The organism is Kineococcus aridisoli (assembly GCF_050871885.1).
Classification (GTDB): Bacteria; Actinomycetota; Actinomycetes; order Actinomycetales; family Kineococcaceae; genus Kineococcus.
The window spans coordinates 1-17,141 of record NZ_JBJLSF010000102.1 but is presented as its reverse complement, the minus strand read 5'-3'; the positions used below and the strand labels follow the sequence as shown (position 1 = coordinate 17,141).

Annotated in this window: 21 protein-coding genes and 1 tRNA gene; 18 read left to right on the top strand and 4 right to left on the bottom strand. The window is 76.0% G+C overall.

Translation table 11 applies throughout. The features are described from left to right. Positions 1 to 58 precede the first annotated feature (58 nt). Positions 59 to 487, bottom strand: a complete 429-nt coding sequence (locus ACRYM2_RS20295; RefSeq protein WP_432524245.1) for an SsgA family sporulation/cell division regulator — start codon at positions 485 to 487, stop codon at positions 59 to 61. A 267-nt stretch (positions 488 to 754) separates the two neighbouring features. Here ACRYM2_RS20295 and ACRYM2_RS20290 point away from each other — a divergent pair, with 267 nt between their 5' ends. The 6 genes from ACRYM2_RS20290 (at position 755) to ACRYM2_RS20265 (ending at position 5,186) form a co-directional block, all read left to right on the top strand. Next, complete coding sequence (locus tag ACRYM2_RS20290) at positions 755 to 1,384, top strand: TIGR02611 family protein (protein WP_432524244.1); 630 nt, start codon at positions 755 to 757, stop codon at positions 1,382 to 1,384. Positions 1,385 to 1,457: 73 nt separating this feature from the next. Next, positions 1,458 to 1,532 (top strand) — tRNA-Val (locus tag ACRYM2_RS20285). A gap of 19 nt (positions 1,533 to 1,551) precedes the next feature. Continuing rightward, the gene (locus tag ACRYM2_RS20280; protein ID WP_432524243.1) at positions 1,552 to 2,142 is read left to right on the top strand and encodes an MOSC N-terminal beta barrel domain-containing protein; all 591 of its coding nucleotides are present in this window, start codon (positions 1,552 to 1,554) and stop codon (positions 2,140 to 2,142) included. Positions 2,143 to 2,224: 82 nt separating this feature from the next. After that, positions 2,225 to 4,195: a threonine--tRNA ligase gene (gene thrS / locus ACRYM2_RS20275; RefSeq protein ID WP_432524242.1), complete on the top strand. Its 1,971-nt coding sequence runs from the start codon at positions 2,225 to 2,227 to the stop codon at positions 4,193 to 4,195. Then, positions 4,195 to 4,824, top strand: a complete 630-nt coding sequence (locus ACRYM2_RS20270; protein ID WP_432524241.1) for an HIT domain-containing protein — start codon at positions 4,195 to 4,197, stop codon at positions 4,822 to 4,824. The genes thrS and ACRYM2_RS20270 overlap by 1 nt, the downstream gene beginning before the upstream one ends. Continuing rightward, positions 4,821 to 5,186: a thiol-disulfide oxidoreductase DCC family protein gene (locus ACRYM2_RS20265; RefSeq protein WP_432524240.1), complete on the top strand. Its 366-nt coding sequence runs from the start codon at positions 4,821 to 4,823 to the stop codon at positions 5,184 to 5,186. The genes ACRYM2_RS20270 and ACRYM2_RS20265 overlap by 4 nt, the downstream gene beginning before the upstream one ends. Here the strand turns inward: ACRYM2_RS20265 and ACRYM2_RS20260 are convergent. Together ACRYM2_RS20260 and ACRYM2_RS20255 are read right to left on the bottom strand one after the other, a co-directional pair. Then, positions 5,114 to 6,058 carry a hypothetical protein gene (locus ACRYM2_RS20260; protein WP_432524239.1) on the bottom strand — a complete coding sequence of 315 codons (945 nt, stop codon included), beginning with the start codon at positions 6,056 to 6,058 and terminating at the stop codon, positions 5,114 to 5,116. The genes ACRYM2_RS20265 and ACRYM2_RS20260 overlap by 73 nt on opposite strands. After that, the gene (locus ACRYM2_RS20255; RefSeq protein ID WP_432524238.1) at positions 6,055 to 6,525 is read right to left on the bottom strand and encodes a hypothetical protein; all 471 of its coding nucleotides are present in this window, start codon (positions 6,523 to 6,525) and stop codon (positions 6,055 to 6,057) included. Before ACRYM2_RS20255 ends, ACRYM2_RS20260 begins: the two co-directional genes overlap by 4 nt. 120 nt (positions 6,526 to 6,645) lie before the next feature. On the opposite strand from ACRYM2_RS20255, the gene pgsA reads away from it, so the two are divergent. The 9 genes from pgsA to ruvC all read left to right on the top strand — a co-directional run bounded on the left by pgsA (position 6,646) and on the right by ruvC (position 13,635). Then, positions 6,646 to 7,284, top strand: a complete 639-nt coding sequence (pgsA, locus tag ACRYM2_RS20250) for a phosphatidylinositol phosphate synthase (protein ID WP_432524237.1) — start codon at positions 6,646 to 6,648, stop codon at positions 7,282 to 7,284. Further along, complete coding sequence (locus ACRYM2_RS20245; protein ID WP_432524236.1) at positions 7,281 to 8,237, top strand: phosphatidylinositol mannoside acyltransferase; 957 nt, start codon at positions 7,281 to 7,283, stop codon at positions 8,235 to 8,237. Before pgsA ends, ACRYM2_RS20245 begins: the two co-directional genes overlap by 4 nt. Continuing rightward, a complete protein-coding gene (locus tag ACRYM2_RS20240; RefSeq protein WP_432524235.1) occupies positions 8,234 to 9,379 on the top strand; it encodes a glycosyltransferase family 4 protein in 1,146 nt (381 codons plus the stop codon). Before ACRYM2_RS20245 ends, ACRYM2_RS20240 begins: the two co-directional genes overlap by 4 nt. After that, on the top strand, positions 9,376 to 9,909 hold the full coding sequence (locus tag ACRYM2_RS20235) for a hypothetical protein (RefSeq protein WP_432524234.1): 534 nt from the start codon (positions 9,376 to 9,378) through the stop codon (positions 9,907 to 9,909). The genes ACRYM2_RS20240 and ACRYM2_RS20235 overlap by 4 nt, the downstream gene beginning before the upstream one ends. A 66-nt stretch (positions 9,910 to 9,975) precedes the next feature. Then, positions 9,976 to 10,902, top strand: coding sequence for a pyridoxal 5'-phosphate synthase lyase subunit PdxS (gene pdxS, locus ACRYM2_RS20230; RefSeq protein ID WP_432524233.1), 927 nt, complete (start codon positions 9,976 to 9,978; stop codon positions 10,900 to 10,902). Further along, positions 10,868 to 11,458, top strand: a complete 591-nt coding sequence (locus ACRYM2_RS20225; RefSeq protein ID WP_432524246.1) for an NUDIX hydrolase — start codon at positions 10,868 to 10,870, stop codon at positions 11,456 to 11,458. The genes pdxS and ACRYM2_RS20225 overlap by 35 nt, the downstream gene beginning before the upstream one ends. Positions 11,459 to 11,510: 52 nt before the next feature. Continuing rightward, positions 11,511 to 12,143: a pyridoxal 5'-phosphate synthase glutaminase subunit PdxT gene (gene pdxT / locus ACRYM2_RS20220; protein WP_432524232.1), complete on the top strand. Its 633-nt coding sequence runs from the start codon at positions 11,511 to 11,513 to the stop codon at positions 12,141 to 12,143. 75 nt (positions 12,144 to 12,218) lie between these two features. Then, on the top strand, positions 12,219 to 12,980 hold the full coding sequence (locus ACRYM2_RS20215) for a YebC/PmpR family DNA-binding transcriptional regulator (protein ID WP_432524231.1): 762 nt from the start codon (positions 12,219 to 12,221) through the stop codon (positions 12,978 to 12,980). Positions 12,981 to 13,050: 70 nt separating this feature from the next. Next, positions 13,051 to 13,635: a crossover junction endodeoxyribonuclease RuvC gene (gene ruvC / locus ACRYM2_RS20210; protein ID WP_432524230.1), complete on the top strand. Its 585-nt coding sequence runs from the start codon at positions 13,051 to 13,053 to the stop codon at positions 13,633 to 13,635. 66 nt (positions 13,636 to 13,701) lie between these two features. Here the strand turns inward: ruvC and ACRYM2_RS20205 are convergent, their stop codons facing one another. Further along, positions 13,702 to 14,406: a dienelactone hydrolase family protein gene (locus ACRYM2_RS20205; RefSeq protein WP_432524229.1), complete on the bottom strand. Its 705-nt coding sequence runs from the start codon at positions 14,404 to 14,406 to the stop codon at positions 13,702 to 13,704. Positions 14,407 to 14,513: 107 nt separating this feature from the next. Between ACRYM2_RS20205 and ruvA the strand changes: the two genes are divergently transcribed. From ruvA to yajC, 3 genes are all read left to right on the top strand, one after another. Next, a complete protein-coding gene (gene ruvA, locus ACRYM2_RS20200) occupies positions 14,514 to 15,173 on the top strand; it encodes a Holliday junction branch migration protein RuvA (protein WP_432524228.1) in 660 nt (219 codons plus the stop codon). Then, the gene (ruvB, locus tag ACRYM2_RS20195) at positions 15,173 to 16,237 is read left to right on the top strand and encodes a Holliday junction branch migration DNA helicase RuvB (protein ID WP_432524227.1); all 1,065 of its coding nucleotides are present in this window, start codon (positions 15,173 to 15,175) and stop codon (positions 16,235 to 16,237) included. The genes ruvA and ruvB overlap by 1 nt, the downstream gene beginning before the upstream one ends. A 211-nt stretch (positions 16,238 to 16,448) precedes the next feature. Then, a complete protein-coding gene (gene yajC, locus ACRYM2_RS20190; RefSeq protein ID WP_432524226.1) occupies positions 16,449 to 16,835 on the top strand; it encodes a preprotein translocase subunit YajC in 387 nt (128 codons plus the stop codon). The last annotated feature ends 306 nt before the right edge of the window (positions 16,836 to 17,141 follow it).

The following is a 17,141-nucleotide window of genomic DNA, read 5'->3' as shown; positions in this document are numbered from 1 at the left end:
TCCACCGCCGCCGGCGTCGGTGCCGGCGGCGGGCCGCGCCACGTCGAGCTGCCGTGCGTCAGGACACCAGCCGGGCGATGAGCTCGTCCAGGTCCAGGTGGCGGGCCTCGCGCCCCGGCGGCACGAGCGCGTCGGCGCGGCGCAGGAAGCGCCGCACGTCGGCCTCGTCGGCCTCCAGCTCCGCGTTGCCGTCGGGCGACGACAGGCGCAGCAGGACGCGGGGGCGGCCGTCGAGGGAGTCGGAGCAGGGCCGCACCTGCACGTCACCGGTGCCGGCGGGTGCGGTCAGCCCCTCCCTCAGCAGGTCGCGGGCGAAGACCCACTCCACGTCCGTGTCGCCCCCGCGGAAGACCGCGTGGATGGCGTAGGGGTCGTCAGCTCCGTAGTGGAGGCTGGCGGGGACGGGGAGGCCCGGACCGCTGGCGGTCCTCAGGCGCAACGACACGTCGACGTCGACCTCGGTCTTGCGGTGCGGCAGTGCAGGCACGTCGACCTCCGTGTGCTCATGGCCGCTGACGGGCTCCAGCGACCGTGTCCAGGAGTTTCCCACCGCGCGGGCTTCTGAAACACCCGAACGACGCAACTGGGACGCGGGCGCGTCGTCGTCGGTTCCCCCGCCCGTCACCGGGCTCCGGGAGGGCCGGCGGCGGGGTGCTCCCCGGCCCTCCCAGAACCTCCACAGCGGGCGGGAGCACGGCGGGCCCCCCGCGCGTTGACGGTGCAGGGCAGCGGACGGAGGGTGCAGGTGCGAGCGGTGCGAGACGACCAGCAGGAGCGGGAGCTGCCGGACCCGCCACCGGCTCCCCGGCGGGCCGGGGGCGAGGCGGTCCCCGGCGCGGCCGAGGAGGTCGCGGGCGGGGCGGCGGACGGTGCCGCGGCGGCGGACGCGGTGGCGGGCGCGCTGGCCTTCGCGCCCGCCGCCGACCGGCCCGTCGAGCGCTCGGCGCACCTGGTGCACCTGCGCCGGCGCCGGGCGCACCGGCTGCGGGTCGCCCTCCACGAGCGCCGCGAGCGCATCCGGGCGGACACCCACAAGAACCGCGTCTACCGGGCCGTGGTGGGCGCGGCGGGCACGGCCGTGGTGCTGCTGGGCCTGGTGCTCGTGCCGCTGCCGGGCCCGGGCTGGCTCGTCGTCTTCCTCGGGCTGGCCGTGCTGGGCTCGGAGTTCTCCTCGGCGCGGCGGCTGAACGCCTTCGCTCGCCGCCACGTGCACCGGTGGGGGCAGTGGCTCGCCGCGCGCTCGCTCGCGGTGCGCGGGGCCCTGGCCGGGGGCACCGCCCTGGTCGTCACCGGTGCGGTCTGGGGCTACCTGGCCTGGCAGGGCGTGCCCGCCTGGACCCCGGAGGTGGTGACCGCGCAGCTGACGCGGGTGCCGGGGCTGTGAGCGCGGGGCGGTCACGAGCACGGTCGCGGAGACGGTATGGTTGCTCTGCCGGTCGCGGTCAGCGCCACGCACCGGGCGATTAGCTCAGTGGTAGAGCACCTCGTTCACACCGAGGGGGTCACTGGTTCGAACCCAGTATCGCCCACCAGCACGACCCTGGAGAGCACGTGAGCGACCTCGTCGGCGTCCTCCGCCTCATCTCCACCTTCCCCGTGAAGTCCGTCGCCGGACGCTGCCCGCAGCGCGCCGAGGTCACCCGGGACGGTCTGCGGGGCGACCGCAGCCACGTGCTCGCCGCCGCCGACGGCACCGTCCTCGTCGCCAAGCACCACCCCCGCCTGCGCGAGCTGCGCCTGGACGTCACCGGTGACGGCGTCGGTGACGGCGTCGGTACCCCGGTCGTGCGCACGCCCGACGGCTCCACCGACCTCGACGCCTTCCTCGGGGTCGCCGGCGTCCACCTGCGCGCCGCCGACGGCGGAGCGCGCCAGGTCGCCCCCGTCCACGTCGTCACCACCGCCCAGCGAGCCGACCCGGCCGCGGGCGACTCCTCGCGCGCGAACCTGCTGCTCGAGCTCGACGGTCCCGAGCCGGACCCCGGCGAGCTCGTGGGCGCGCTGCTGCGCTGCGGCCCGGTCGAGCTGCGGCTGGGCGAGCGCCCGAGGCACTGCGCGGGGCTGTTCGCCGCCGTCGCCGCGGGCGGGCAGCTGCGCGTCGGCGACCCGGTGCGCCTGCGGCTGCCCGCCCGGCACCGCTGAGCCCGGGCGGGCGTCGCGTCGGCGCGCCGCTCACCCGGATAGAGTCGGCGGGTCCTTTCCCGCAGCACTCCGGAGGCACGCTGTGTCCGCCCAGCTCACCATCACCCGCTCCGGCGACGCGCAGCAGGTGGCGGCCGGCACGACGGCGGGGGAGCTGTTCGCCGACGACCGCGACGTCGTCGTCGCCCGCGTCAACGGCGTGCTGCGCGACCTGTCGCACCCGCTGGTCGACGGCGACGAGGTGGAGGGCGTGCTCGTCTCCTCCGAGGAGGGCCTGGCGGTGCTGCGCCACTCCGCCGCCCACGTGGTCGCCCAGGCCGTGCAGCAGCACTTCCCCGAGGCCAAGCTGGGCATCGGGCCGCCGATCCGCGACGGCTTCTACTACGACTTCGACGTCGAGCGCCCCTTCACCCCCGAGGACCTCAAGACCCTCGAGAAGACGGTGCAGAGGATCGTCAAGGAGGGCCAGCGCTTCGTGCGCCGGGTCGTCAGCGACGACGAGGCCCGCGCCGAGCTGGCCGACGAGCCCTACAAGCTGGAGCTCATCGGCCTGAAGTCCAGCGCCGGTGACGCCGCCGAAGGGGCCGACGTCGAGGTCGGCGCCGGCGAGCTGACGATCTACGACAACGTCCGCCGCGACGGCAGCGTCGCCTGGAAGGACCTGTGCCGCGGTCCGCACCTGCCCACCACGCGGCTGGTGGGCAACGGCTTCAGCCTGCTGCGCTCGGCGGCGGCCTACTGGCGCGGCAGCGAGAAGAACCCGCAGCTGCAGCGCGTCTACGGCACCGCCTGGCCCTCCAAGGACGAGCTGAAGGCCTACCAGGAGCGCATCGCCGAGGCCGAGCGGCGCGACCACCGCCGGCTGGGCGCCGAGCTGGACCTCTTCTCCTTCCCCGACGAGATCGGCTCCGGCCTCGTCGTCTTCCACCCCAAGGGCGGGGTGGTCAAGCGGGAGATGGAGGACTACGTCCGCCGCCGGCACATCGAGGAGGGCTTCTCCTACGTCGGCACCCCGCACATCTCCAAGGGCGGGCTGTTCGAGACCTCCGGCCACCTGCCGTACTACGAGGACACGATGTTCCCGGCGATGGAGCTGGAGAACAGCAAGTACTACCTCAAGGCCATGAACTGCCCCATGCACAACCTGATCTTCCGCTCGCGCGGGCGCTCCTACCGCGAGCTGCCGCTGCGGCTGTTCGAGTTCGGGTCGGTGTACCGCTACGAGAAGAGCGGCGTCGTGCACGGCCTGACCCGCGTGCGGGGGCTGACCCAGGACGACTCGCACAGCTACGTCACCGCCGAGCAGGCGCCGGCGGAGATCCGCCACCTGCTCGACTTCGTCCTGGGCCTGCTGCGCGACTTCGGCCTCGACGACTACTACCTGGAGCTGTCCACCCGCGGGGACTCCGAGAAGTTCATCGGGACCGACGAGCAGTGGGCGCAGGCCACCGCCGTCCTGGAGGAGGCCGCCCGCGCCACCGGCCTCGACCTCGTCCCCGACCCCGGCGGGGCGGCGTTCTACGGACCGAAGATCTCCGTGCAGGCCCGCGACGCCATCGGCCGCACCTGGCAGATGTCGACCATCCAGTACGACTTCAACCAGCCCGCCCGCTTCGGGCTGGAGTACACCGCCGCCGACGGCTCCAAGCAGCAGCCGGTGATGATCCACTCCGCCAAGTTCGGCTCCCTGGAGCGGTTCTTCGGCGTCCTCGTCGAGCACTACGCCGGCGCCTTCCCGGTGTGGCTGGCGCCCGTGCAGGTGGTCGGCATCCCCGTGGCCGACGCGCACGTGCCGCACCTGCAGCAGGTCGCCGAGCAGCTGCGCGCGCGCGGCATCCGCGTCGAGGTCGACGACGCCGACGACCGCATGCCCAAGAAGATCCGCACCTGGACCAAGCAGAAGATCCCCTTCCTGCTCATCGCCGGTGCCGAGGACGTCGAAGCGGGTGCGGTCTCCTTCCGCTACCGCGACGGCAGCCAGGAGAACGGCGTCCCGGTGGCCGAGGCCGTGGACAAGATCGCCGCCGCCGTCGCCGCCCGCGTGCAGGTCTGATGGCCGGCCCCGACGCGCACCCGGCCGGGCAGCCGTCCGGGCAGCCGTCCGCGGGAGCGCCCGCGGAGCCGACCGCGGAGCCCGCGGAGGGCTTCGCGGGCCAGCCCGACGGGTTCGGGCGGCTGTGGACGCCGCACCGGCTGGCCTACATCAAGGGCGAGAAGAAGCCCGCCGACCCGCACGACCCCGACGCGTGCCCGTTCTGCCGCGCTCCGCGCGGGGCGGACGCCGAGGGGCTGCTCGTGCACCGCGGCGAGCACGTGTTCGCGGTGCTCAACCTCTTCCCCTACAACCCCGGCCACCTCATGGTGTGCCCGTACCGCCACGTGTCCTCCTACGTCGACCTCACCCCCGACGAGCTGACGGAGTTCACCACCTTCACCCGCGCGGCCGTCTTCACGCTGCGCGCGGCCTCGGCGCCGGCGGGCTTCAACATCGGCATGAACCAGGGCGCGGTCGCCGGCGCCGGCATCGCCGCGCACCTGCACCAGCACGTCGTGCCCCGCTGGGAGGGCGACGCGAACTTCCTGCCCGTCGTCGGCCGCACCAAGGCGATGCCCGAGCTGCTGGAGGACACCCGGGCCCGGCTCGCCGCGGCCTGGACGACCGCACCCGCGGGCCCCTCGTGAGGCCGGTCCTCGTCTTCGACGGCGACTGCGGGGTGTGCACCCGGCTGGCCGGCCTCGTCCCGCGGCTGCGGGCCGACGTCGACGTGCAGCCGTGGCAGGCGCTGGACCTGGCACCGCTGGGCCTGACCCCGCAGGCCTGCGACGAGGCGCTGCAGCTCGTCGACGAGCGCGGACGCGCCTGGTCCGCCCAGGACGCCGTCGCCCGGCTGCTGCGGCGCAGCGCCTTCCCGCTGCCGCTGGCCGGGGCGGTGCTGCAGCTGCCGGGGGTGCGCGCGCTGGCCGGGGCGGGCTACCGCTGGGTCGCCCGCAACCGCCACCGGCTGCCCGGCGGCACCGCCGCCTGCGTCCTGCCGCGCAGCTGAGGCAGCACCCGCTCCAGCGGGACGAACGCCAGCAGGCACACCACGGTCGGCAGGAAGTGGATGCCGATCGTCAGGTACGTGCCGAGGTGGAACAGGCCCCAGAACACCAGCCACGCCGCCAGCGCCCGCCCGCGCAGCCACAGCACCACCGGGCTCGCGAACTCGGCCAGCAGCACCACCCACTGCATCGCGACGACCAGGTGCGGCACCGACAGCAGCAGTTCGCCCAGCCCGCCGCCGCGGCGCGAGAACGCCCACGTGAAGACCGCGCCGGCGGCCCAGTCCCACCCGCCGAAGCGCACCTTGGCGATCGCGGCCAGGAAGTACGTGCAGACCGCTGCCACCTGCACGCAGCGCAGCGCCCACCCGGCCGCCTCGCTGAGCGCGCCCGCCGCGCGGTCGCCGCGCTCGCGGACCGCCCCCACCGTCGGCAGCACGCACAGCGCCACCAGCAGCGCCAGGTGGTCGTGGTCGATCTTGGAGTAGCCGAACGCGTTGCCCAGCCAGTACAGGTACGCGGCGGCGCACACCGCACCGGCCAGCCGGGGCAGGCGACCGGCCGCCACGACGAGCGCGCTCGCGGTCAGCACCCCCAGCGCCAGGTGCGTCACCGGCGGCGCCGGGGCGGGCACGTGCAGCAGCCGGAACAGCAGCACCGGCCGGTACAGCTCGGCCGGCACGTCCCCGTGCGCCAGCGGCCACGTGGTGATGCGCCAGGCGTCGAGGACCACGAACAGGTGCAGCAGCGTGCGCAGCAGCGCCACCCGCCGCATCGGGAGCGCCGGGAACCACCACGCGCGCCACGCCGCGGCGGCGCGGGCGGGCGCGCCGCGCCCGGTCGCGGAGCCCGCCGGCCCGAGCGGCGCGCTCACCGGCAGCAGCCCATCGGGTGCGCCGGGTCGGGCACCGTCCAGGTGGCCAGCTGCTCGGTGCGGGTGCCCGCGACCGTCCCGGCGCGCAGCCTGCTGACGTCCTGCACGAGGTCCAGGCGCGCGTAGCGGGCGGCGTCCGGGTGGCGGCGCGCGTGGGCCGCGGCGATCGCCTCCAGCAGCGAGGGGTCGGCCACGAAGCGGCCCAGCTGCCCCTCCACCTCCGCGCGGCGCAGCCCCACCCCGCCCGGGGACAGCCGCACCACCTGCTCGTCGCCGTCGACCGTCACCGCCCGCACGTGCGTGGAGCGGATCTCGCCGTCCAGGTCGACGGCGAAGGCGTACTGCGACATCGGTGCGAACGGCCACCGGTCGTCGTCGCCGCGCAGCGTGCCGTCCACCAGCAGCGCCAGGGCGGTCAGGGCGAGCGCGGTGCGCCACCAGCGGGCGGGACCGGACAGGCGCAGCACAGCGCGACCCTAGGGGAGCGGGCCCGCCGCGGTGCGGGCCCGCGCCGTGCGAGCCTGCGCGGCGCCGGCGGTCCCGACGGCTACCCTGAGGCCTCCCGGTCCCCGACGAACGACGAGACGATGCTCAACAGGTACGCGCGCGCGGTGATCACCAAGGTCCTCGCCCCGGTGGCGCACCTGCTGCTGCGGATGGGGCTGACCCCCGACGCCGTCACGTTCCTCGGCACCCTCGGCGTGGTCGCCAGCGCCCTGGTGCTCTACCCCACGGGCCACCTGTTCTGGGGCTCGATCGCGGTGACCTTCTTCGTCTTCTCCGACACCCTCGACGGGATCATGGCCCGCGCGACGGGCCGCTCGGGCAAGTGGGGCGCCTACCTGGACTCCACGCTGGACCGCTTCGGCGACGGCGCCGTCTTCGGCGGTCTCGCCGTCTGGTTCGCGCGCGGCGGCCCGCACGGCGGGGACGACCCCCTCGCCGCGGGCCTGGCGCTGCTGTGCCTGGTCCTGGGCAGCATCGTCTCCTACGCCAAGGCCCGCGCCGAGGGGCTCGGGTTCACCGCGAACGTCGGCATCGCCGAGCGCTCCGACCGGCTGGTGGCCGTGCTGGTGGGGGCCGCCCTCACCGGCCTGGGGGTGCCGCTGGTCTTCCTCCAGGTCGTCCTCGGGCTGCTCGCCGTGGCCAGCCTCGTGACCGTCGTGCAGCGCATGGCCACGGTGCGCCGGCAGGCCGTCGCGGCCGCCGCCGCCGCGGACGCGTGAGCCGGGTCCGCGACGCCCTCGTCGGCACCGGTTTCCGGCTCGGCTGGCGCCTGGCCGCGCTCGTGCCCGAGGGCCCGGCCGTCGCCCTGGTCGAGCGCCTGGCCGACCGCGTCGCCGCCGGCGGCGGCCCCCGGGTGCGGCAGCTGCGCGCCAACCTGCGCCGGGCGCGGCCCGGGGCGGGCCCCGCGGAGCTGGACGCGCTGGTGCGCGCGGGGCTGCGCAGCTACGCCCGCTACTGGCTGGACGCCTTCCGCCTGCCCGCCCTCTCCCGCGAGCGCCTCGTCGCCACCGTGCGCTTCGAGGGCGGTGAGGAGCTGCGCGCGGCGCTGGCCACCGGCCGCGGCGCCGTCGGGTTCCTCGGCCACCTCGGCGACTGGGACCACGCGGCGGCGTGGTCGACCGTGGCGCTGGCGCCGGTGGTGACCGTCGCCGAGCGGCTGCGCCCCGAGAGCGTCTTCGAGCAGTTCGTGCGCTTCCGGCGCTCGCTGGGGGTGGAGGTGCTGCCGCTGGGCGAGCCGGCCACCTCCCGCACGCTGCTGCAGCGGGTGCGCGCGGGCGCCTTCGTGCCGCTGCTCGCCGACCGGGACCTGTCCGCCGCCGGTGTCGAGGTCGACTTCCTCGGCGAGCGGGTGCGGATGGCCGCCGGTCCCGCCGCCCTCGCGCTGGCCGCCGGTGCGCCGCTGTTCCCCTTCGCCCTGCACCACGAAGAGCGCGACGGGGTGCGCGTGCTCGTCGTGCGGGTCGGTCCGCAGGTGCGGGTGCCGCCCGCCGTGCCCGGCCACGGCCCCCGCGAGCGGCGGCGGGCGGCGGTCGCGGCCATGACCCAGGAGTGCGCCGACGCGCTGGCCGCCGCGGTGCGCGCCCACCCCGAGGAGTGGCACGTCCTGCAGCCGCTGTTCACGGCCGACCTCGCGGCCGGGACCGGCGGCGCCGCCGCGGGGGGACGGGCGTGAGGATCGGCATCGTCTGCCCGTACTCCTTCGACGTGCCCGGGGGGGTGCAGTTCCACGTCCGCGACCTCGCCGAGCACCTGCTCGGCCTCGGCCACCACGTCCGCGTGCTGGCCCCCGCCGACGACGAGAGCACCCTGCCGGCGTTCGCCGACCCCGGCGGCAGCGTCGTGGCGGTGCCCTACAACGGCTCCGTGGCACGGCTGTCCTTCGGCCCGGTGACCGCGGCCCGCGTGCGGCGCTGGCTGGCCGAGGGCCGCTTCGACGTCCTGCACGTGCACGAACCGCTGGCGCCGAGCACCTCGCTGCTGGCCCTGTGGGCCGCGCAGGGTCCCGTCGTGGCCACCTTCCACACCGCCAACCTGCGCTCGCGGGCCATGCAGGCCGCCTACCCGCTGCTGCGCCCGAGCCTGGAGAAGATCGCCGCCCGGATCGCGGTGAGCGAGGACGCCCGGCGCACCGTCGTCGAGCACGTCGGCGGGGACGCGGTCGTCGTGCCCAACGGCGTGTTCACCGACGCCTTCGCGCGGGCGCCGCGGCGCCCGGGGTGGACCGGGACGCCGCAGCGGCCCGTCATCGCCTTCGTCGGCCGCCTCGACGAGCCCCGCAAGGGGCTGCCGCTGCTGTGCGAGGTCGTCCCGCTGGTGCGCGCCGTCGTCCCCGGCGCCCGCTTCCTCGTCGCCGGCCGCGGTGACGTGGACGCGGCCCGGGCGCTGCTCGACGACCCGTCGGCGGTGGAGTTCCTCGGCGCGGTCGACGACCGGGCGAAGGAGTCGCTGCTGGCCTGCGCCGACGTCTACCTCGCCCCGCACACCGGTGGTGAGAGCTTCGGCATCGTCCTGGTGGAGGCGCTGGCCGCCGGGGCGGCCGTCGTGGCCAGCGACCTCGGCGCCTTCCGCCGCGTCCTCGACGAGGGCCGGGTCGGCCGGCTGTTCCCCACCGGGGACGCCCGGGCCGCCGCGGACGCCGTGCTCGCGCTGCTCGCCGACCCCGCCGAGCGGGCCCGGCTGTCGGCGGCCGGGCAGCGCGCCGCCCGCCGCTACGACTGGTCGGTCGTGGCGACCGAGGTGCTCGCCGTCTACGAGACGGTGCGCTCCGGGGAGGCGGCCCGCCCGCCGGCGGCCCGGCGCAGGAGCGCGCCGTGACGAGCGTCGCGTGGGCGCTGACCGGTCTGCTCGTGCTGTCCGCGCTGGCCTGGTACCTGTCCGCGACGGCCCAGCGCCTCGACCGGCTGCACCGGCGGGTGGAGACCAGCCGGGCCGCCCTCGACGCCGAGCTCACCCGCCGGGCGTCGGCGGCGTTGGAGTACGCCACGTCGGGGGAGCTGGACCCGGCCTCCTCGCTGGTGCTCGCCGACGCCGCCACCGCCAGCCTCGACGCCCCGCGCACCCCGCCCGCGCTGCGGGACGCCACCGACACCGACGACGCGGAGCGCTGGCGGGTGGAGAGCGACCTGTCCCGGGCGCTCGCGGCGGCCCTGCCCGAGCGCGACGGGCCGGGGCTGGCGCGGGTGGCCGACGCCGCGCACCGGGTGCGGCTGGCCCGGCGCTTCCACAACGACGCCGTCGTGCAGACCCGGCGGCTGCGGGCCAAGCGGCTGGTGCGCTGGGCCCGGCTGGCCGGTCACGCCCGGCTGCCGGAGACGGCGGACTTCGACGACGGCGGCGACGGCTGAGGGGTCGCGGCGCTCGTACACTGCGCGTGCCGAGAACCCCTAGACGAAGCGCGAGGCGGACGTCACGTGAGCACCGACAGCACCGAGCAGGCCACCGGAACCCCCGCCGGGCCCGTGGTCGGCACCGCCCGCGTCAAGCGCGGCATGGCCGAGATGCTCAAGGGCGGTGTGATCATGGACGTGGTCACCGCCGAGCAGGCCCGGATCGCCGCCGACGCCGGCGCCGTGGCCGTCATGGCCCTGGAGCGCGTGCCCGCCGACATCCGCGCCGAGGGCGGCGTCTCGCGGATGAGCGACCCCGACGTGATCGACTCCATCGTCTCCGCGGTCTCCATCCCCGTCATGGCCAAGGCCCGCATCGGCCACTTCGTCGAGGCACGCGTGCTGCAGTCGCTGGGCGTGGACTACATCGACGAGTCCGAGGTCCTCACCCCCGCCGACTACGCCCACCACATCGACAAGCACGCCTTCACCGTGCCGTTCGTGTGCGGGGCGACGAACCTCGGCGAGGCCCTGCGGCGCATCACCGAGGGGGCGGCCATGATCCGCTCCAAGGGCGAGGCCGGCACCGGTGACGTCTCCAACGCCGTGACCCACATGCGCACCATCCGCGCCGAGGTCAACCGGCTGCGCTCGATGAGCTCCGACGAGCTGTACGTGGCCGCCAAGGAGATGGCCGCCCCCTACGAGCTGGTCCGCGAGGTCGCCGAGCAGGGGAAGCTGCCCGTGGTCCTCTTCACCGCCGGCGGCATCGCCACCCCCGCGGACGCGGCGATGATGATGCAGCTGGGCGCCGACGGCGTCTTCGTCGGCTCGGGCATCTTCAAGTCCGGCGACCCCGCCCGGCGCGCCGAGGCCATCGTCAAGGCGACCACCTTCCACGACGACCCCGACGTGATCGCCAAGGTCTCCCGCGGGCTGGGCGAGGCCATGGTGGGCCTGAACGTGGAGGCCATCCCTGCACCGCACCGCCTGGCCACCCGCGGCTGGTGACCCGCTGAGCGCGCAGGACCCGCTGGGTCCCGAGTGGGGCACCGACCCCGACGGGACCCGCACCCGCAGCGCGGCCCGCGTCGTCGTCCTCGACGGCGCCGGCCGCGTCCTGCTCGTGCGCGGCACCGACCCCACCGCCCCCGGCCAGTCGTGGTGGTTCACCGTCGGCGGCGGGCGCGGCGCGGGCGAGGACGCCCGGGCGGCCGCCGCCCGCGAGCTGCTGGAGGAGACCGGCCTGCTCGTGGTGCCGGGCGAGCTGACCGGTCCCGTGTGGGTGCGCACCGCCGACTTCCCCTACCTGGGGCAGCCCTGCCGCCAGCACGAGGAGTTCTTCGTGCACCGCCTCACCGGGTCGGCGCGGCTCTCGCGCGAGCGGTGGACCGAGCTGGAGCTGGCCACCCTCACCGACCTGCGGTGGTGGAGCGCGCAGGAGCTGCGGGAGACCACCGACACCGTCTACCCGCCCCGGCTGGCCGAGCTGCTGACCGAGCTGCTGGCCGAGCTGCCGACCGGGCTGCCGACGGGCTGGAGCGGCCCGCCCCGGGACGTCGGCTGAGGCCCGTCCACCCCGCGGCGGGGCGGGTGCGCGCCCGCCCTAGGCTCGCCCGGTGAGCCGCGAGGACCCGACGATCGGCGTGCTGGCCCTGCAGGGCGACGTCCGCGAGCACCTGGCCGCCCTGGAGGCCGGGGGAGCGCGCGCCGTGACCGTGCGCCGCCGCTGCGAGCTGGAGGCGGTGGACGGCCTCGTGCTGCCGGGCGGGGAGTCCACGACGATCGACCGCCTGCTGCGCGTGTTCGAGCTGCGCGAGGCGCTGCGCGAGCGCATCGGCGAGGGGCTGCCCGTCTACGGCTCCTGCGCCGGGATGATCCTGCTGGCCGACCGCGTCCTCGACGGCGCCCCCGGCCAGCAGACCCTCGGCGGGCTGGACGTCACCGTGCGCCGCAACGCCTTCGGCCGCCAGGTCGACAGCTGGGAGGAGGACCTCCCGCTGGAGGCGGTGACCGGCGGCGGCCCGCCCGTGCTGGGGGTCTTCATCCGCGCGCCGTGGGTGGAGGAGGCCGGTGCGGGCGTGCAGGTGCTCGCCCGACTGGGCGCGGGACCGGCCGCGGGTAGGATCGTCGCAGTGCGGCAGGGCGATCTGGTGGCCACGTCGTTCCACCCGGAGATCACCGGGGACGACCGGGTGCACCGCTACTTCGTGGACGTGGTCCGCGACAGGGTGGCGCGGACGGCGGGCTGAGACCTCGCCCGGGCCGCAGCGCAGGCACCGCAGCACCGACAGCACCGACAGCGAGCGAACGGCGGAGGGAAGCAGATGTCCGGCCACTCCAAGTGGGCGACGACCAAGCACAAGAAGGCCGTGGTCGACGCCAAGCGCGCCAAGAGCTTCGCTCGGCTCATCAAGAACATCGAGGTGGCCGCCCGCACCGGCGGCGGCGACCCCGCGGGCAACCCGACGCTCTTCGACGCCATCCAGAAGGCGAAGAAGACCTCGGTGCCGGCCGACAACATCGAGCGCGCCGTCAAGCGCGGCTCCGGTGCGGAGGCCGGTGGCGCCGACTGGCAGACGATCATGTACGAGGGCTACGGCCCCAACGGCGTGGCGCTGCTCATCGAGTGCCTCACCGACAACAAGAACCGCGCGGCCATGGAGGTCCGCACGGCGATGACCCGCAACGGCGGCTCGATGGCCGACCCGGGCAGCGTGGCGTACATGTTCAGCCGCAAGGGCGTCGTCGTCATCGGCAAGGAGGGCACCGGCCTCACCGAGGACGACGTCCTCGCCGCGGTGCTCGAGGCGGGCGCCGAGGAGGTCACCGACCAGGGCGACACCTTCGAGGTCGTCTGCGAGGCCACCGACCTGGTGGCCGTGCGCGAGGCGCTGCAGGCCGCGGGCATCGACTACGACTCCGCCGACGCCAGCTTCGTGCCCAGCGTCCAGGTGCCGCTGGACGCCGACGGCGCCGCGAAGGTGTTCCGCCTCGTCGACGCCCTCGACGACTGCGACGACGTGCAGAATGTCTTCGCCAACTACGACGTGTCCGACGACGTCCTGGCGGCCCTCGAGGACGCCTGAGCGCACCCCGCGCCCGCACCGGGCGCGCCCGTCACGGCCCCCGCGAGCGCCACGTGCGATCGTGGGGGCCGTGCGCGTGCTGGCGGTCGACCCCGGTCTCACCCGGTGCGGGGTGGGGGTGGTCGACGCCGTGCGCACCGGCCGGCGGGCCTCGATGGTCGCCGTCGGCGTCGTGCGCACCCCGGCCACCGACCCCGTGCAGGCGCGGCTGCTCGCCATCAGCGAGGGCCTGGAGCAGTGGCTGGACGCCCACCGGCCCGACGTCGTCGCGGTCGAGCGGGTCTTCGCCCAGTCCAACGTGCGCTCGGTGATGGGCACCGCCCAGGCCGCCGGCCTGGTCCTCGTGGCCGCGGCCCGGCGCGGGCTGCCGGTGGCCATGCACACCCCCAGCGAGGTCAAGGCGGCCGTCACCGGCTCCGGGACGGCCGACAAGGCGCAGGTCACCGCGATGGTGACCCGCATCCTGGGCCTGGACGCCCCGCCACGACCCGCCGACGCCGCCGACGCCCTCGCGCTGGCGCTGTGCCACCTGTGGCGCGGCGGGGCCAGCACGCGGCTGGAGGCCGCCGCGCACGCCGCGCTCGTCACCGGCCGCCGCAACGGCTACGCCGAGGCGGTCCGCGCCGCGCGCGCCGTCGCCCCGCCCCGCCGCTGAGACCGCCCGCCGCGGGAGAGGGCCCCGCGGCGGGCAGGCCGGTCGGGGTCGGTCGGGGTCGGTCGGTCAGGACAGGTGGGTGCGCAGGAAGGCCGTGGTGCGCTCCCAGGCCAGCTCGGCGCTCTCGCGGCGGTAGCTGGGCCGCTCGTCGTTGTAGAAGGCGTGCGGCGCGGGGTAGACGTGCATCGTCACCTCGGCCGCGGACTGCTCGCGGATGCGCGCCTCCGTCGCCAGCACCGCCTCCAGGGGCACCGAGGCGTCCTCCTCGCCGAAGTGGCCGAGCACGGCCGCGCGCAGGCCGCTGAAGTCCGTCTCCGGCCCGGGCACGCCGTACCACGGCACCGCCGCGCCGATCCGCTCGCCCTGCTGGGCGGCGAGGGCGAGCACGAAGGCGCCGCCCATGCAGAAGCCCACCGCCCCCGCGGTCGAGGACGTGGTCTGCGGCAGGCCCAGCAGGTGGTCCACGGCCCCGGCGAGGTCGCGGGCGGCGCGCTCGGGCGGCAGCTCGGCGAGGAAGCGCGCGGCCTCCGCGGAGTCGTGGGTGGTGCGCCCGCCGTACAGGTCGGGGGCCAGGGCGACGAAGCCCTCGTCGGCGAAGCGGTCGACGATCGCGACGACGTGGTCGGTCAGCCCCCACCACTCCTGGACGACGACGACGCCCGGGCCGCTGCCGGAGGCGGGCACGCGCAGGTAGCCGTGCCCGTGACCGGTCTCGGTGGCGGCGGCGAAGGTGACGTTCTGGCGCGGGTTCTCGTGCTGCTCGTGGCTCACGAGCGGCACTCTGCACCCCGGCTCCGGCGGCGCGCCTGGCGGGTCGTGTCGGAGGCCGTGGCTAGCCTCCCCTCGTACAGGTGTTCGGCGAGGAGGGACGGGGACGGGTGATCGCGTCGGTGCGCGGGCGGGTGCTCGCGGTGCGGCTGGACTCGGCTGTCGTGGAGGTGGGGGGCGTGGGCATGCTCGTGCAGGCGGCCCCGGCCACGCTCGCCGGGCTGCGGATCGGCGAGGAGGCGCTGCTGCACACCTCCCTGGTGGTCCGCGAGGACTCCCTGACGCTGTTCGGCTTCGCCGACGCCGACGAGCGCGAGGTCTTCGAGGTCGTGCAGACCGTCTCCGGCGTCGGGCCGCGGCTGGCGCTGGCGATGCTCGCCGTCCACCGGCCCGACGGGCTGCGCGCGGCCGTGGCCGCCGAGGACCACGCGGCGCTGGTGCGGGTGCCGGGCATCGGCAAGAAGGGCGCCCAGCGGATCTGCCTGGAGCTGGGCGACCGGCTCGGCCCGCCCCTGGGCGCCGGGGCGAGCGCCCCCGTCGAGCAGGTGCCGGCCGGGGACGTGCGCCGGCAGCAGGTCGTCGACGCGCTCGTCGGGCTGGGCTACCCCGCCAAGCAGGCCGGGGACGCCGTCGACGTCGTCACCGGGGACGCCGACGGGGACGGCTCCGGGGACGGCTCCGGTGGCGCCGCGGCGGACGGTGCCGGCGCCGGTCCCCTCGACGTGGCCGCGACGCTGCGCGCGGCCCTGCGCCACCTGTCGGGGCGCTGATGGACGAGCGGCTGGTGACCCCGGGCGCCGACGAGCGCGAGCGCGCCGCCGAGTCGGCGCTGCGCCCGCACGGGCTGGACGAGTTCGTGGGCCAGAAGGTGGTGCGCGAGCAGCTGTCGCTGGTGCTCGACGCGGCCCGGGCGCGGCAGGCGCCCAGCGACCACGTGCTCTTCTCCGGCCCGCCCGGTCTGGGCAAGACGACCCTGGCGATGATCGTGGCCTCCGAGATGGGCGCACCGCTGCGCCAGTCCAGCGGCCCGGCCATCCAGCACGCCGGCGACCTGGCCGCGGTGCTGAGCTCGCTGGACGAGGGGGAGGTGCTCTTCCTCGACGAGATCCACCGCATGGCCCGGCCGGCGGAGGAGATGCTCTACATGGCCATGGAGGACTACCGGGTCGACGTGGTCGTCGGCAAGGGCCCGGGTGCCACGGCGATCCCGCTGGAGCTGCCGAAGTTCACCCTCGTCGGGGCGACCACCCGCGCCGGGCTGCTGCCGGCGCCGCTGCGCGACCGCTTCGGCTTCACCGGCTACCTGGACTACTACAGCCCCGAGGAGCTCGTGCAGGTGCTGCGCCGCAGCGCCTCCCTGCTGGGGGTGCAGCTGACCGCCGAGGGCGCGGCCGAGATCGGCGGGCGCTCGCGCGGCACGCCGCGCATCGCCAACCGGCTGCTGCGGCGGGTGCGCGACTGGGCGCAGGTGCGCGGCTCGGGGATCGTCGACCGCCACGCCGCCCGCGCCGCCCTGCAGGTCTACGAGGTGGACGAGCGGGGCCTGGACCGCCTGGACAAGGCGGTGCTCGACGCGCTGTGCCGCCGCTTCGGCGGCGGGCCCGTGGGGCTGTCCACGCTCGCGGTCGTCGTGGGGGAGGAGGCCGAGACCGTCGAGACGGTGGCCGAGCCGTTCCTCGTGCGCGAGGGCCTGCTGGGCCGCACGCCGCGGGGGCGGATCGCGCTGCCCGCGACGTGGGCGCACCTGGGGCTGACCCCGCCGCGCGACGCGCCGGTGGGCGGGAGCTGGCAGCCGCCCCTCGACGAGGAGGCGCCGGCCGACGAGGAGTCCTGAGCGGAGGCCTGGCGGGGGCCGTCCCCGGCGACGCCCGCGTCGCAGCGCTGGGCCGGGTGGGTGACCCGTCTAGACTCCCCGGGCAGGTCGGTCCCGGTGCGGCCCCGCGCGGAACCGCGCGGGTGCCTCCGCCGTTGCCCGGCCGTGCCGGCACCAGGCCGGCGCAGGCGCCGGTGAGCCGTCGTTCCCGCCGGCGCGGAGAGGGATTGTCGTGGGTGGTGGCAGCAGCCAGCTGGTCTTCCTGCTGATCATGGTCGCCCTGCTGGTCTTCATGTTCAGCCGGACGAACAAGCAGCGCAAGGCGCAGCAGGAGATGCAGAACAACGTGGGCCCGGGCGCGGAGGTCATGACGACCTCCGGCATGTTCGGCACGGTCGTCGAGGTGGACGGGGACGTGGTGGTCCTCGAGATCGCCCCCGGTCTGCACACGCGGTGGACCCGCCGGGCCGTCGCCCGCGTCGTCCCCGCCGTCGTCGCCGCGGACGGTCCCGCCGGCTCGGAGCCGCCGGGGCAGGCGCCCGGCGGCCTGAACCTCGTCAAGCCGGAGGAGAGCCCGCGCGACGACGACGCTCCTGGCGGTGCCACTCGCGCACACTGATTACTGATAAGACAGCAGTCGTCCACGAGCAGTGACAAGCTTGCGCTGACCGGGTGAACATCCGTCACCCGGTGAGCGCCGTCCCGAGGTTCTGAGTGTCCAACGACAGGTCCCTGCCCCCCGGCGGGCCCCCCCGAGGGGGGGGGGGGGGGGCGGGGGGCGGGGCCCCCCCCCCCCCCCCCGACGGCCTGCCCCCCGCCCGGACCGCCTGCCGGCCGTCGGGAGTGGGGAACCGTGCTGGACGCGACGGCGGCGACGCCCGCCGACCCGCAGCGCGCCGCGCACGAGCTGCGCGCGATGCGCCGC